This is a genomic window from Klebsiella quasipneumoniae subsp. quasipneumoniae, assembly GCF_020525925.1.
GTDB lineage: Bacteria > Pseudomonadota > Gammaproteobacteria > Enterobacterales > Enterobacteriaceae > Klebsiella > Klebsiella quasipneumoniae.
The window spans coordinates 1532825-1547375 of record NZ_CP084876.1 but is presented as its reverse complement, the minus strand read 5'-3'; the positions used below and the strand labels follow the sequence as shown (position 1 = coordinate 1547375).

Sequence of the window (14551 nt, the reverse complement as noted above, 5' to 3'; positions counted from 1 at the left end):
CAACAGGACTCACTTCAATGGCATACACCACTTTTTCACAGACGAAAAACGATCAGCTGCTTGAGCCAATGTTTTTTGGCCAGCCGGTTAACGTGGCCCGCTACGATCAGCAAAAATACGATATCTTTGAAAAGCTGATTGAAAAACAGCTCTCCTTCTTCTGGCGCCCGGAAGAGGTTGACGTCTCCCGCGATCGCATTGACTACCAGGCGCTGCCGGAACATGAAAAACACATTTTCATCAGCAACCTGAAGTACCAGACGCTGCTCGACTCCATCCAGGGCCGCAGCCCGAACGTGGCGCTGCTGCCGCTGATCTCCATCCCGGAGCTGGAGACCTGGGTGGAAACCTGGGCCTTCTCCGAGACCATTCACTCGCGCTCGTACACCCATATCATCCGCAACATCGTCAACGACCCGGCGACCGTGTTCGACGATATCGTCACCAACGAGCAGATCCAGAAGCGTGCCGAGGGGATCTCCCACTATTACGATTCGCTGATCGAGATGACCAGCTACTGGCACCTGCTGGGCGAAGGCACCCACACCGTCAACGGCAAGACCGTGACCGTCAATCTGCGCGAGCTGAAAAAGAAACTCTATCTGTGCCTGATGAGCGTTAACGCCCTGGAAGCGATCCGCTTCTACGTCAGCTTCGCCTGCTCCTTCGCCTTTGCCGAGCGCAAACTGATGGAAGGCAACGCCAAAATTATCCGCCTGATCGCCCGCGATGAAGCGCTGCACCTGACCGGCACTCAGCATATGCTGAACCTGCTGCGCTCCGGCAGCGACGATCCGGAAATGGCGGAAATCGCCGAAGAGTGCAAGCAGGAGTGCTATGACCTGTTCGTGCTGGCGGCGCAGCAGGAGAAAGAGTGGGCGGACTATCTGTTCCGCGACGGCTCGATGATTGGCCTGAACAAAGATATTCTCTGCCAGTACGTCGAGTACATCACCAATATCCGCATGCAGGCGGTGGGCCTCGATCTGCCGTTCCAGACCCGTTCCAACCCGATCCCGTGGATCAACACCTGGCTGGTCTCCGACAACGTCCAGGTGGCGCCGCAGGAAGTAGAGGTCAGCTCTTACCTGGTCGGCCAGATCGACTCTGAAGTCGATGCCGACGACCTGAGCAACTTCCAGCTGTAATGAAGCGGATCTTCTTGAAAATCTCTGACACTCGCCTTGAGTGTCAGGATGAACACCCTTCCCTGTTGGCTGCTCTTGAATCGCATAATATCGACGTCGAGTATCAGTGCCGCGCAGGCTATTGCGGCTCCTGCCGCACTCGTCTGGTCTCCGGCCAGGTTGACTGGCTGACCGAGCCGCTGGCCTTTATCCAGCCGGGAGAAATTTTGCCCTGCTGCTGCCGGGCGAAGGGCGATATCGAAATTGAGATGTAAGTTTTGTCGGGCGGCGTAACGCTTATGCGCCCGACAAAACTGCCGTTCACAGGCCGGGTAAACCCGGCTTTTTACTGCTTAGCGTCCAGAAACTGCACCGCTTTATCCGGGAAATCGGTAAACAAGCCATCGACGTCCGCCTGGCGATACAGCAGGTCATAGAGCTGATTGACGTTGCTGGCGTACTCCGGCAGTTGATCCGCGCGCACAGTATACGGATGCACCTGCAGATGGCTGGCGTGCGCCTCCTTCACCATCGCCGTCAGCTTCACCGCCCCCGGCTTTGAGCCTTCCGCCACCAGCATATGATAATCCGGACCAATGCCGTCGGCGTACTGCGCAATCTGCGCCATGGCCCCCGGCTTGAACATCCAGTCATAGTTGTAGTTCACCCACTTGCCGTCAGCCTGCCGCTGCTGGGTTTCATTCCAGTCGGTATAGGCGATAAGCTGCACCAGCTTGAGATCCATGCCCATCTTCGGCTCCAGCTCATGCTTAATACGCTTGAGCTCGTTGGCGTCAAAGCACTGCAGATAGACCTTATCCTGCTTGCTGGTGTAGCCATATTCTTTCAGCACTTTCAGCGTGCTGGCGGCAATATCTTTGCCTTCCTGATGGTGGAACCACGGCGCTTTGATTTCCGGGTAAATACCGATGTTTTTGCCGGTGGAATGATTCAGCCCCTGGACAAACTCAATCTCTTCTTCAAAGGTATGAATGCGAAAATCGGATTTGCCCATCGGGAAACGCCCGGGATAGGTTTGCACATTCTTGCCGTCTTTCGGCTCAAACCCTTCGGTAAACGTCAGCGACTTGATCTCGGCCAGGGTAAAGTCGATGGCGTAAAAACGGCCATCTTGACGCGCCCGCTGCGGGAAGCGCTGAGCGACGTCGGTCACCCGATCCAGATAGTGGTCGTGCAACACCACCAGTCGGTCGTCTTTGGTCATCACCAGGTCTTGCTCAAGGTAATCCGCCCCCTGAGCGTAGGCCATCGCTTTCGCCGGCAGGGTATGTTCAGGCAGATAACCGCTGGCGCCCCGGTGGGCGATAACCATTTTATCCGCCGCTGTCGCGCTGAAGCACAGCGCCGAACTGGCCAACATCATGCCGCTCATTAGCGCGGTGAGTTTCATGTTCATCGCCGCTCCTTAGGCTTGCTTCAGCTGTTGATGATGGCGGCGTTCACCGAGCATCACGATAACCAGCAGGACAACCGCCAGCACGCTGCCGCCGATCATCACCATAAAGCCGCCGTCCCAGCCGAAGAAATCGACGGTGTAGCCGACGATGGCGCTCGCGGCCACGGAACCGCCGAGGTAACCGAACAGGCCGGTGAAGCCTGCGGCGGTGCCGGCGGCTTTCTTCGGCGCCAGCTCCAGCGCATGCAGGCCAATCAGCATCACCGGGCCGTAGATCAGGAAGCCGATAATAATCATACAGGCCATATCGACGCCCGGGTTACCCGGCGGGTTCAGCCAGTACACGACGGTGGCGATGGTGACCAGGGTCATAAAGAACACGCCGGTGGCGCCACGGTTGCCTTTAAACACTTTATCCGACATCCAGCCGCACAGCAGGGTGCCCGGGATCCCCGCGTACTCGTACAGGAAGTAGGCCCAGGAGGATTTATCCAGCGCGAAGTGCTTCACCTCTTTCAGGTAGGTCGGCGACCAGTCGAGAATGCCGTAGCGCAGCAGATAAACGAAGACGTTGGCGACCGCGATGTACCACAGCAGCTTGTTCGGCAGAATGTACTGCATAAAGATCTGCTTCGCCGTCAGCTCTTGTTCATGCTCTTCGCTGTAATCGTCCGGGTAGTCGTTTTTATACTCTTCGATCGGCGGCAGGCCGCAGGATTGCGGCGTATCGCGCATCATCGCGAAGGCGAAAATCGCCAGCAGAATAGCGCCGAAAGCCGGCATATAGAGCGCCGCATGCCAGTCGTTAAACCAGGCCATACCCAACAGGAACAGCAGCGGCGGAATCCCCCCGCCGACGTTATGCGCGCAGTTCCACACTGAAACAATTCCGCCGCGCTCTTTCTGCGACCACCAGTGGACCATGGTACGGCCGCACGGCGGCCAGCCCATCCCCTGGAACCAGCCGCAGAGGAACAGCAGCACGAACATGATCATGATGCTCGAGGTGGCCCACGGTACGAAGCCCATCACCAGCATCACCAGCGCGGCGAGGATCAGCCCCGCCGGCAGGAAAATGCGCGGATTCGAACGGTCAGAGACCGATCCCATGATGAATTTCGAAAATCCGTAGGCAATGGAGATGCCGGAAAGGGCGAAACCGAGATCGCCGCGAGAGAAACCTTGCTCGATAAGATAGGGCATCGCCAGGGCAAAGTTCTTACGAACCAGATAGTAAGCGGCATAACCAAAGAAGATGCCGATAAAAATCTGCCAGCGTAACCGACGATAGAGCGGGTCGATCTCCGCGGCTGGCAAACGCGCTTTATGCGCGGCGGGTTTAAAAATACTTAACATATCAGCCTCCGTGGCCCTTGCTGTTTTTTACTGACGTCACGACAACAATCCCAGATTAATCACCAACTTCGAATCTGGCCGCGATGGTAGGCAATACGTAGAGCTGATACTGTGAAATATCGCACAATTTGTTACAGAAATATGACAAAAGGTTCCAATGTGAGCACAAAATCACATAATGCGCTCAAATAACGCGCGAATATGCTCGAAATCAAACAATAACCTTATTGATTGTGGCTAAATGGCGGTAAACGAAAGCAGAGGAGCTGAAGATGACGGGACGTCTTGATAGCGAGGTCATCATCATCGGCGGCGGAGCAACCGGCGCCGGCATCGCCCGCGACTGCGCCCGACGCGGATTACGCACAGTGCTCATTGAGCGCCATGATATCGCCACCGGGGCCACCGGCCGTAATCATGGGCTGTTGCACAGCGGCGCCCGCTATGCGGTGACCGACAACGAATCCGCCCGCGAATGCATCAATGAGAACCGCATCCTGCGCCGCATCGCCCGTCACTGTATCGAACCGGCCGGCGGTCTGTTCATTACCCTGCCTGAAGACGATCTGGCCTGGCAGCAGACCTTTATCGCCGCCTGCCAGCAGGCTGGCATAGAGGCCACGCCGCTTTCTGCGCAGGAGGCGCTGCGCCGCGAGCCCGCCGTCAACCCGACGCTGCTGGGGGCGGTGCAGGTCCCGGATGGCACCATTGACCCGTTTCGCCTCACCGCGGCCAATATGCTCGACGCCCGCGAACACGGCGCGCAGATCCTCACCGGCTGCGAAGTGACAGGCCTGCTGCGCCAGGGCGACCGCGTCTGTGGCGTCCAGGTATACGATCGTCAGCTTCACCAGACCCGCGCCTTGTACGCCGGGGTAGTGGTCAATGCCGCCGGGATCTGGGGGCAGCGCATTGCGGAATATGCCGACCTGCGCATCACCATGTTTCCGGCGAAGGGATCGCTGTTGATCCTTGACCACCGGATTAACAACCTGGTGATCAACCGCTGCCGTAAGCCGGCCGATGCCGATATTCTGGTGCCTGGGGATACCATCTCGCTGATCGGCACCACCTCGATGCATATTCCTTATGACGAAATTGACGACAACCGGGTAACGACCGCGGAAGTCGAAACCCTGCTGCGCGAAGGTGAAAAGCTGGCGCCGGTCATGGGCCGCACCCGGATCCTCCGCGCCTACTCCGGCGTGCGCCCGCTGGTGGCCAGCGACAACGATCCCAGCGGACGCAGCGTCAGCCGCGGCATCGTCCTGCTCGACCATGCTCAGCGCGACGGCATGGAAGGCTTCATTACCATCACCGGCGGCAAGCTGATGACCTATCGCCTGATGGCCGAGTGGGCCACCGACGCCGTCTGTCGTAAGCTGGGCAACACCACCCCCTGTTCCACGGCCGAGAGCCCGCTCCCCGGGTCGCAGGAGCCGACGGAAAGCACCCTGCGAAAAATTATCTCCCTGCCGGGCCCGCTGCGCGGCTCTGCTGTCTACCGCCATGGCGATCGCACGCCGGCCTGGCTTGGCGACAGTCGCCAGCACCGTAGTCTGGTCTGCGAATGCGAAGCCGTCACCGCTGGTGAAGTGAAATACGCGGTGGAAAATCTGGCGGTCCACACCCTGCTCGACCTGCGCCGCCGTACCCGGATTGGCATGGGGACCTGCCAGGGGGAACTCTGCGCCTGCCGCGCCGCCGGTCTGCTGCAGCGCTTTAACGTCACCACCCCCGCGCAGTCGTTGACCCAGCTGTCGGCGTTTCTCAATGAGCGCTGGAAGGGCGTGCAGCCCATCGCCTGGGGCGACGCGCTGCGCGAAAGCGAATTCACCCGCTGGGTCTACCTCGGCCTGTGCGGACTACCACAGGAGCATCAGGATGAAATTTGACTGCGCGATTATCGGCGGCGGACTGGCCGGCCTGCTGTGCGGCCTGACGCTGAATCAGTCCGGCCTGCGCAGCGTTATCATCAGCCGCGGGCAAAGCGCGCTGCATTTTTCCTCCGCGTCGTTAGATCTGCTCTCGGCGCTGCCGAACGGCGATAACGTCACTGACCTCGCGCAAGGTCTGCAGCAGCTCGCTGAACTGCTTCCTGAGCATCCTTATTCCCGGCTCGGCGCCGGGGCGGTGCTCGAATACGCAAAACAAACTGAAGCCCTGCTGGCCGCCTGCGGCGCGGTGATGCAGGGCGACGCGCACCGCCCGCACCGGCGGGTAACGCCGCTGGGGACGCTGCGCGCGGCGTGGCTATCGCCGCAGGAGGTTCCTGTCGCGCCACTCCCCCGACAGGGGGTCTGCCTGGTGGGGATCAGCGGCTTTGCCGATTTTCAGCCGCATCTCGCCGCCGCCGCGCTCGGGCAAACCGGCGTCACCGCCGTAGCGGCGGAAATCGAGTTACCGCTGCTGGATGTTTTACGTGACAACCCCACCGAGTTTCGCGCCGCCAATATCGCCCGCCTCCTCGACGATGAAAACCACTGGCCTGCCCTGCATGCGGCGCTGCTGCCGCTGGCGCAACAGCATGAGCTGCTGATCATGCCCGCCTGCTTTGGCCTCGCCGACGATCGCCTGTACCACTGGCTGCAGGCGCGCCTGCCCTGCCCGCTGCGTCTGCTGCCGACGCTGCCGCCTTCGGTTCCCGGGATGCGCCTGCACCGTTTGCTGCAGCGGCAGTTTATTCGCGGCGGCGGCACCTGGCTTGCCGGCGATGAAGTGGTGAACATCAGCCATCGACAGGGCGCCGTCGAGGCCGTCTGGACGCGAAATCACGGCGATATTGCGCTGCGTCCGGGTTTTACCGTGCTGGCCAGCGGCAGCTTTTTCAGTAACGGTCTTGTCGCCACGCGGGATAGCGTGCGCGAACCCATTCTCGGTCTCGATCTACAGCAGACCCTGCCGCGCGACGACTGGTACCAGCGCGACTTCTTTGCCTCCCAGCCGTGGCAGCGCTTCGGGGTGAAAACCGATGCCCTGCTGCGCCCCATGCTGGGCGGGCAGCCGTTCAGCAATCTTTTCGCCATCGGTTCGCTGCTCGGCGGGTTCGATGCCATTCAGCTCGGCTGCGGCGGCGGGGTCTGCGCCGTCACCGCACTGCACGCCGCCAGACAGATCCACGCCCTCGCCGGAGGCCGACCATGAACGATACCCGTTTTGAAAGCTGCATTAAGTGCACGGTCTGTACCACCACCTGTCCGGTCAGCCGGGTCAATCCGCGCTATCCCGGGCCGAAACAGGCGGGGCCGGACGGCGAACGCCTGCGCCTGAAGGATGGCGCGCTGTACGATGAGGCGCTCAAGTACTGCATTAACTGCAAGCGCTGTGAGGTCCCCTGCCCGTCGGATGTGAAAATTGGCGATATCATTCAGCGCGCCCGGGCACAGTATGGCCAGCAAAAACCGACCCTGCGCGACGCTATTCTCAGCCATACCGACCTGATGGGCACCCTTTCCACCCCCTTTGCCCCACTGGTAAACGCCACCACCGGCTTAAAACCGGTACGCCGCCTGCTCGACGCGGCGCTCAATATCGATCATCGCCGCACGCTGCCAAAATATGGCTTCGGCACCTTCCGCCGCGCTTACCGCCAGCTCGCGGCCAGACAGGCGCAGTACCCTGAGCAGGTGGCCTTCTTTCATGGTTGCTACGTCAACTATAACCACCCGCAGCTGGGCAAGGATCTGATTCGCGTCGTCAATGCGCTGGGCACCGGCGTGCAGTTGTTATCACGGGAAAAATGCTGCGGCGTGCCGCTGATCGCCAACGGCTTTTTTGACAAAGCGCGTAAGCAGGCGCAGAGCAACGTCGCCGCGATGCGGGAAAACGCGCTGCCGATCATCGCCACCTCCTCGACCTGCACCTTTACGCTGCGCGATGAATACCCGCATCTCCTTGATGTCGACAACAGCGATCTCCGCGACCGGGTGGAGCTGGCCACTCGCTGGATCTGGAAACAACTGGATAGTGGCAAAACGCTGCCGCTGCGCCCGCTGCCGCTGAAGGTGGTCTATCACACGCCGTGCCATATGGAGAAAATGGGCTGGTCGCTGTATACCCTCGAACTGCTGCGGCTGATCCCTGGCCTGCAGCTGGAAGTGCTGGATTCGCAGTGCTGCGGCATCGCCGGCACCTACGGGTTTAAGACTGAGAATTACGCGGTATCCCAGGCTATCGGCGCCCCCCTGTTCCGTCAGATTGAGGAGAGCGGCGCCGACATCGTCGTCACCGACTGCGAGACCTGTAAATGGCAGATAGAAATGTCCACCAGCAAACGCTGCGAACATCCGCTGACGGTGCTGGCGCAGGCGCTCGCCTGAGTCCGGCGCCAGCCTGCGCCGTCAATAGCTCGCTTTCTCCTGCGGCTGAGCGCTGGCGGATTTAAACATCGCCAGCCGGCGGTCCAGCGCCTGGGTGTACAGCATGGTATCGACCCCGACGGCGACGAAATTGGCCCCCCAGGCGAGACATTTTTCCGCCATCGCCGGGTCGACCGCCAGAAATCCGGCCGCTTTTCCCGCCGCGCGAATGCGCCGGATGCTCTGCTCAATCACCCGCTGCACGTCAGGATGGCCAGCATCGTCCGGGTGTCCCAGCGAAGCGGAGAGATCCGCCGGCCCGATAAACACCCCGTCAATGCCCTCCACCTCGAGGATAGCGTCCAGATTTTCCAGCGCGGTTCGGCTCTCCACCTGAATCAGCAGACAGAGTTCGTCATTCGCCTCCGCCATATAATTCTCCACTCTGCCCCAGCGCGCCGCCCGGGCCACGCCGGCGCCAACGCCGCGGCTACCGACGGGAGGATAACGGGTTGCCGAGACGACTTCCCGCGCCTGCTCGGCGGTATCGACCATCGGCACCAGCAACGTTCTGGCGCCAATATCCAGCACCTGTTTTATCAGGCTGCGGCTGCCCTCCACCGGACGGATCACCGGCTGACTGGCGTAAGGGGCGATGGCCTGGAGCTGATGATAAAGGTCCTGAATAGTGTTCGGGGCATGCTCGCCGTCGATCAGCAGCCAGTCATATCCGGAAGTGGCGGCAATCTCCGCCAGATAGGAGGAGGTCGAGCTCAGCCACAGGCCTATTTGCGTCTCACCGCGTAATAATCCACGTTTGAAGGGGTTTGATAACAGTGCGTTCATAGCGATTCCTTTAATCAATGCTGTACGCCGCCGCGCTGAGGAACCGCGCGGGTGAGGCTTAATGAGAAGATGATGATCACCCCGATGATGGCCACGCCGGCCAGGGTTAACAGTCCAGCGGCGCTGCTGGCGAACAGCGTTTCGGCCTGCACGCGAACGATCGGCGCCAGAAAGCCGCCGATGGCGCCAAACAGGTTAACGAAGCCAATCCCGGCGGCCAGCGCCGTGCCGGAGAGCAGCTGCGTCGGCATCGTCCAGAAGACCGGCTGCACGGCAATCACCCCAACCGCCGCCACGCACAGCGCGATGATAGCCAGCACCGGCGCCACCAGCCCGGAAACCGCAATCCCGACCGCTGCCGCCAGCAGCGTCAGCGCGGCAATATTGCGCCGCTCGCCGGTACGATCGGAGTAGCGAGGGATAAGCCAGGTACCGAACAGCGCCGCCACCCACGGAATAGCCGTCACCACCGAGGCAATGAAGCCGACTTTGGTGCCCAACAGCGCGGCGACCTGAGTGGGCAGGAAGAAAATCAGGCCATAGACCGCCACCTGAATGGTCATGTAGATCAGCGCCAGCTGCCAGACCCGCCCGTTACGCAGCGCATCGGACAGACGCGAGGTGACCTTTTTCTCCTCCTCTCGCGCCAGCTCGCTTATCAGGGCCTGTTTCTCCGCCGCGCTCAGGAAGCGGGCATGCTGCGGCGAATCGTCCAGCCAGAAGAAGGTGAACGCTCCTGCGGCGACGGCGAGCAGGCCTTCAATCACAAACATCCAGAACCAGCCGGGATGGCCCATAAACCCATGCATCTCCAGCAGCGCGCCGGATAAAGGCGAACCGAGGGTCAGCGCCAGCGGCGCCCCCATATAAAAAAGCCCCATAATGCTGGCGCGGTTTTGCTGGGGAAACCACTGAGACGTGAGGTAGATCATTCCGGGGAAGAAGCCCGCCTCCGCCGCGCCCAGCAGGGTACGTACCAGCAGGAATTTCGCTTCCGTATCCGCCCACGCCATCGCCGCCGACAGCACGCCCCACAGTAGCGTGGTGCAGCCGATCCATTTTCTGGCGCCAAATTTGCGCATCAGCAGGTTGGCCGGCACCCCAAGAAAGGCATAGACCACAAAGAAAATCCCCGCCCCCAGCGCATAGGCTTCGTTGCTGAGGCCAGTGTCCAGCTGGTAGGTCTCTTTGGCGAAACCGATATTCGAACGGTCAAGAAACGCCAGCACGTACAGCGCCAGCATAAAGGGGATTAAGCGGGCGCGGTTTTTCTTCACCACGCTCTCCAGCAGAGTGTTGCTCATCATAATATCCTCAGGCGTGGGCCGCCGGGCGGCCCGGGGGATCAGTGTTGATAAGGACGTTTCAGGTTGCAGTCGCGATTGAGCTCGACGCCAAAGCCGGGTTTATCCAGTACCGATTTATGAATGCGCCCCCTCTCCGGCACCGGCTCGCCGAGCAGGATCGGGTCGAACTGCGGACGCAGCGTAGCGCAGTCAGGACTGGTCATCAGAAACTCGCTGAACGGCGTGTTGGTGAAAGTGATCACCGCATGATGTGAGTAAACCGACGAGCCGTGCGGCACCACCAGCTGCCCGCGCGCTTTAGCAATAGCCGCTATCTCCACCAGCGTGGTTAAGCCGCCGCACCAGCCGACGTCGGGCTGCATAATATCGATTCCGGTCTCCGACAGGGTGCGGAAGGACTGCAGGGTGCCGTGGTGCTCACCGCTGGTCACCATCATCCCGGCCGGCGCCTGGCGCTTCAGCTCGCGATAACCTTCATACTGCTGCGGCGGCAGGCACTCCTCGATCCACTTGAGGTTGTAAGGGGCGCAGGCATGGGCAAGTTTGGTGGCATAGTTAACGTCCTGGCTCATCCAGCAGTCCAACATTAACCAGAAATCCGGGCCGCATTTTTCGCGCATGTCCGCCACCATGGCGACGTCTTTGCGGATCCCGGCGTCGCCATCGTGCGGCCCCCAGTGGGTGGGCATTTTGCCGCCGATAAAGCCCATCGCCTGCGCCAGATCCGGACGAGCGCCGGTGGCATAGAACTGGATTTCGTCACGCACCGCTCCGCCCAGCAGTTTGTAGACCGGCAGGCCAACCACTTTCCCGAACAGATCCCACAGCGCGAGGTCGACACAGGAGATAGTGTTCATCACCAGACCGCCGGATCCTGCGTAGTAAAGGGTGGCGTTGAGCATCTGGTCGTGGATCAGTTTGATATCGCTGACGCATTTGCCTTCGATAAAGCGGTTGAGATGTTTTTCCACGATAAAGCAGCCCATCTCTCCGGCCGTCGACACGGCAAAGCCGGTCTGCCCGTTGTCGGCTTCCACTTCCACAATCAGCGTGCCCAGCACGTTGATGCCAAACGACTGGCGGGACTGCTCATACTGTTTGTATTTGCTCATCGGGGTGGCGATATGATCGTCAATCCAGTGGTTAGCCCCCTGATCGTGGTAATCGCCGCCGCCGGCGCCCTGCTCTGCGGTGGCGCCGCCGGTAAACCAGGCGCGGACGTGTTTAATTTTCGGTAGGGTCATGGTGTTCTCCTTATGATGAGGCGAGTTGTTCAAAGGGGCTTTTCCACCCCAGCAGTCGTGAAATATCTTTCGCGCAGGCAATCGCCTTACCGGCAAGGTAATCGCGATTGTCTTCATTGATTTGCAGACGGGTACCCACCACCGAGATGGCGGCGGTCAGGTCGTTATTGGCGTTAAAAACCGGGGCGGCCACGCAGCGCACGTCCGGATAGTCCTCGCCATTATCAAAGCTCCAGCCCCGGGCGCGGATCCGCCCCAGCTCCTCCCGCAGCTGTTGAGCATTGCTGATGGTCGTTGGCGTAGCCCGCTCCCACTGCAGATCATCGATAATCGATGCCTGAACCCCGGCGGGCTGCCAGGCCAGCAAACATTTGCCGATCCCGGAGCGGTAAAGCGACAGGCTCTTTCCTTCGTGCGAACGCACGCTAATGGTGGCGGGTGATTCAATTTTCAGAATGTAGTAGGCGTTACCGTGATCGATAATGCCCAAATGGCAGAGCAGGCCGCACTCATCCATCAGGCGAGTCAGGCGCGGCCGCGCCAGCTCGCGCAGGTCCATTTTGCTTAGCGCCTGCCCGGCCAGCTCCACCAGTTTGGTCCACAGGCAGTAGTTATCCTGATTATCCATACTGATGAAGCGCTGCTTTTTCAGCTCGCCCAGCAGCAGATAAACCGTGCTTTTCGGGATCCCCAGCTCCGCTATTATCGTCGCCGCGCTGCAGGGTCCGATGCGGCCAATTAAATTGAGGATCTCAATCGCGCGGGTCAGCGCCGGGACTTTCGTTGATTCCAACATACTGGACTCCAATCCTGAATACTGGAATCAGTGTTGCGGTTGTCCGGGCGGTAAAGTGTGAGCGACATCGCGGGGCAATCGCTTTCCCGTATGCTGGACCGTTCGCAGCGGAAAATTGCGACTTAACGCACAGAATTTTTTCAGGAGAGTACAACAGGCTGGACAACCGGCGCCCGGGAGAAGCCCGCGCGCCGGGAAACGACTTACATTGAGAGGGAATCCACCACGTTAATCCAGCCATGTTCACTGGCCAGCGGTTGGCCATTCAGCCAGCGACGCAGCAGGTTTAATGCCATCATGGCGCAGACTTCCTGGCGTACCGCCAGGCTGTGGCGGGTGACGCTAAACTTCACCCGCAGCGCGAAGGTGCCGTCGGGGGTGGCCAGGGCCACGTTAAGATGATCGTTTTCCTGGCCGCTCACCGCCAGGGCCAGGCCGGCAAAATGGTTAATGCGCCGCTCGGCCGCCCAGCGGGCCGCCTGCGCCAGCGTCTCCTCCTGCGCCGGGACCACTTCGCTGGCCAGCAGCGGCGCGCCGGCGCGGGACAGCTGGAGCGCCAGCAGACCGCCGGTAAACTGCTCGCTGAGCGTCAGGCTCAGCTGCCGCTCCTGCAGGCAGCGTGCAATCTGCGCCGGTAACCCTTCAGTGCCTTCGAAAATCAGGCTGTCGCCAGCCACTTTACGCACTTCCGGCCACAGGGCCAGCATGGCGTCACGCTGCTCAGCCGGTCCGGTCAGCTTCAGCTCAATGATCGGCATCGACGAGCGGTAGCCCATTACTACGCCAGGCGGTAACGTCAGCGGATTGAGGTTTTGCGCCAGCTCGCTTTCCGAGCGGCCAAAAGTGGTCAGCCGCAGGCATACCGGCGGTTCCGGCAGCGTAAAGCGCTGGCGCAGGCGCGGTAAAATCTCCTGCTCGACCATCACTTTGAATTCAGAGGGAACGCCGGGGGTGAAAAACATCAGGCAGCGATTGAGCTGGATGGCAAAGCCGCAGGCCGTGCCCACCGGGTTATTGATCATCTCGGCGCTGGCGGGGATTTCCGCCTGCTTACGGTTGCTTTCCGCCATCGGCCGCCCGCGTTCAGCAAAGAAGCGGGTCATGGTTTCCAGCCACTCCGGATGCAAAATAAGTCCTTCGCCTTTCGCGGTGGCCGCGGCCAGCGCGCTCAGGTCGTCGCTGGTTGGGCCGAGGCCGCCATTGACGATCAGCACATCCGCCTGTTCGCTGCGTTCGCGAAGAATCGCCACCAGCGCATCGAGATCGTCGCCGACGGTATTACGGCGCGTTAATGGTAAACCCTGATTAAAAAAGAAATCCGCCAGCCATGCTGCATTGGTGTCAACGATTTGACCATGCAACACTTCATCGCCAGTGGACAGCATTTCCACATTCAACATTGCTCACTCCTTGCCTGCCAGGTGGCAAATACTATAACGCAAAGCGGGAGGCTGACGAGGAGGAAAATCTGGCGCGGCAAGAAGAGACCGCGCCGGAGGAGATTAGAAGCTGGCGCTGGCGCCGATGTACGGGCCGTCGGCGATGGTGTTATCGCGGTTGCCATCTTTGCCCGCCAGGTTCAGATAGCGATAGCCTGCCTGGATGCTGAGCGGACGCATAATGGTCCAGCTGGCGCCGACGTTGGCTTCCTGATAGCTGTCAATGCCGCTGGAGAGGGAATCTGGAGAGTAGTAGTAGTCGCCATACAGACGGAAGCTGTCGCCGATTTTCCACTGCAGGCCGCCGCCGACCGCGGCCGCATAACCTTCATCACCCTGTTTCGGGTTGGTGTATACCCCTTTACCGCCCACGGTCGCCAGGAACGGCCCCAGCGGAATATTCAGGCCCAGGCCTAAACCCGCGGCGTCGCCGTCGTTATCGCTGTGCAGCCAGTTACCCGAAACAGCCAGACCGGTGGACTCGGTGCCGAAGCCGACCCCAAGGTTGGTGTAATGCTCGCCTGCTTCGCCGGTAACGCTGATCGCATGGGCCGCCGAAGAGACCAGCATGACGCCAGCCAGCGCCATAAAAATGCTTTTTTTCATTATTTACTCTATCCAGAAAATTAAAATCAAAGAAGTCCCGAAAAAACCTGAAAATTCTACTGCGCACTCGTCAGGAATCAATGACCTGGCGAAATGATTTTTCACAAGAGTGTAA

13 protein-coding genes are annotated in these 14551 nt (G+C 60.2%); 5 read left to right on the top strand and 8 right to left on the bottom strand.

The annotated features are described in order from the left end of the window. The first annotated feature begins 17 nt into the window (after nucleotides 1-17). Together nrdB and yfaE are read left to right on the top strand one after the other, a co-directional pair. Complete coding sequence (nrdB, locus tag LGM20_RS07640) at nucleotides 18-1148, top strand: class Ia ribonucleoside-diphosphate reductase subunit beta (protein ID WP_004140835.1); 1131 nt, start codon at nucleotides 18-20, stop codon at nucleotides 1146-1148. Next, nucleotides 1148-1402, top strand: a complete 255-nt coding sequence (gene yfaE, locus LGM20_RS07635; protein WP_004201692.1) for a class I ribonucleotide reductase maintenance protein YfaE — start codon at nucleotides 1148-1150, stop codon at nucleotides 1400-1402. The genes nrdB and yfaE overlap by 1 nt, the downstream gene beginning before the upstream one ends. 71 nt (nucleotides 1403-1473) lie before the next feature. Here the strand turns inward: yfaE and glpQ are convergent, their stop codons facing one another. Together glpQ and glpT are read right to left on the bottom strand one after the other, a co-directional pair. Continuing rightward, a complete protein-coding gene (gene glpQ / locus LGM20_RS07630; RefSeq protein WP_044524246.1) occupies nucleotides 1474-2544 on the bottom strand; it encodes a glycerophosphodiester phosphodiesterase in 1071 nt (356 codons plus the stop codon). Nucleotides 2545-2553: 9 nt separating this feature from the next. Continuing rightward, nucleotides 2554-3900, bottom strand: coding sequence for a glycerol-3-phosphate transporter (gene glpT, locus LGM20_RS07625; RefSeq protein WP_023290488.1), 1347 nt, complete (start codon nucleotides 3898-3900; stop codon nucleotides 2554-2556). A 272-nt stretch (nucleotides 3901-4172) separates the two neighbouring features. On the opposite strand from glpT, the gene glpA reads away from it, so the two are divergent. Genes glpA through glpC form a run of 3 tightly spaced genes read left to right on the top strand, consistent with a single transcriptional unit; the run spans nucleotide 4173 to nucleotide 8219 of the window. Next, nucleotides 4173-5795: an anaerobic glycerol-3-phosphate dehydrogenase subunit A gene (gene glpA / locus LGM20_RS07620; RefSeq protein ID WP_044524248.1), complete on the top strand. Its 1623-nt coding sequence runs from the start codon at nucleotides 4173-4175 to the stop codon at nucleotides 5793-5795. Then, complete coding sequence (gene glpB / locus LGM20_RS07615) at nucleotides 5785-7044, top strand: glycerol-3-phosphate dehydrogenase subunit GlpB (RefSeq protein ID WP_044524249.1); 1260 nt, start codon at nucleotides 5785-5787, stop codon at nucleotides 7042-7044. Before glpA ends, glpB begins: the two co-directional genes overlap by 11 nt. Next, nucleotides 7041-8219: an anaerobic glycerol-3-phosphate dehydrogenase subunit GlpC gene (gene glpC / locus LGM20_RS07610; protein WP_044524250.1), complete on the top strand. Its 1179-nt coding sequence runs from the start codon at nucleotides 7041-7043 to the stop codon at nucleotides 8217-8219. Before glpB ends, glpC begins: the two co-directional genes overlap by 4 nt. Nucleotides 8220-8240: 21 nt before the next feature. On the opposite strand, the gene yfaU is transcribed toward glpC, so the two are convergent. The 6 genes from yfaU to LGM20_RS07580 form a co-directional block, all read right to left on the bottom strand. Beyond that, nucleotides 8241-9044, bottom strand: coding sequence for a 2-keto-3-deoxy-L-rhamnonate aldolase (gene yfaU / locus LGM20_RS07605; protein ID WP_023290492.1), 804 nt, complete (start codon nucleotides 9042-9044; stop codon nucleotides 8241-8243). Nucleotides 9045-9058: 14 nt separating this feature from the next. Continuing rightward, entirely contained in the window at nucleotides 9059-10348 is a 1290-nt protein-coding gene (locus LGM20_RS07600) for an MFS transporter (RefSeq protein WP_032453561.1), read from the bottom strand. A 41-nt stretch (nucleotides 10349-10389) separates the two neighbouring features. Next, on the bottom strand, nucleotides 10390-11595 hold the full coding sequence (gene rhmD, locus LGM20_RS07595) for an L-rhamnonate dehydratase (protein WP_044524251.1): 1206 nt from the start codon (nucleotides 11593-11595) through the stop codon (nucleotides 10390-10392). Nucleotides 11596-11605: 10 nt separating this feature from the next. Continuing rightward, a complete protein-coding gene (locus tag LGM20_RS07590; RefSeq protein WP_044524252.1) occupies nucleotides 11606-12391 on the bottom strand; it encodes an IclR family transcriptional regulator in 786 nt (261 codons plus the stop codon). Between the two features lie 203 nt (nucleotides 12392-12594). Beyond that, the gene (locus LGM20_RS07585; protein WP_044524253.1) at nucleotides 12595-13791 is read right to left on the bottom strand and encodes a nicotinamide mononucleotide deamidase-related protein YfaY; all 1197 of its coding nucleotides are present in this window, start codon (nucleotides 13789-13791) and stop codon (nucleotides 12595-12597) included. A gap of 102 nt (nucleotides 13792-13893) precedes the next feature. Then, entirely contained in the window at nucleotides 13894-14436 is a 543-nt protein-coding gene (locus tag LGM20_RS07580; RefSeq protein WP_004201712.1) for a YfaZ family outer membrane protein, read from the bottom strand. Nucleotides 14437-14551: the final 115 nt, after the last annotated feature.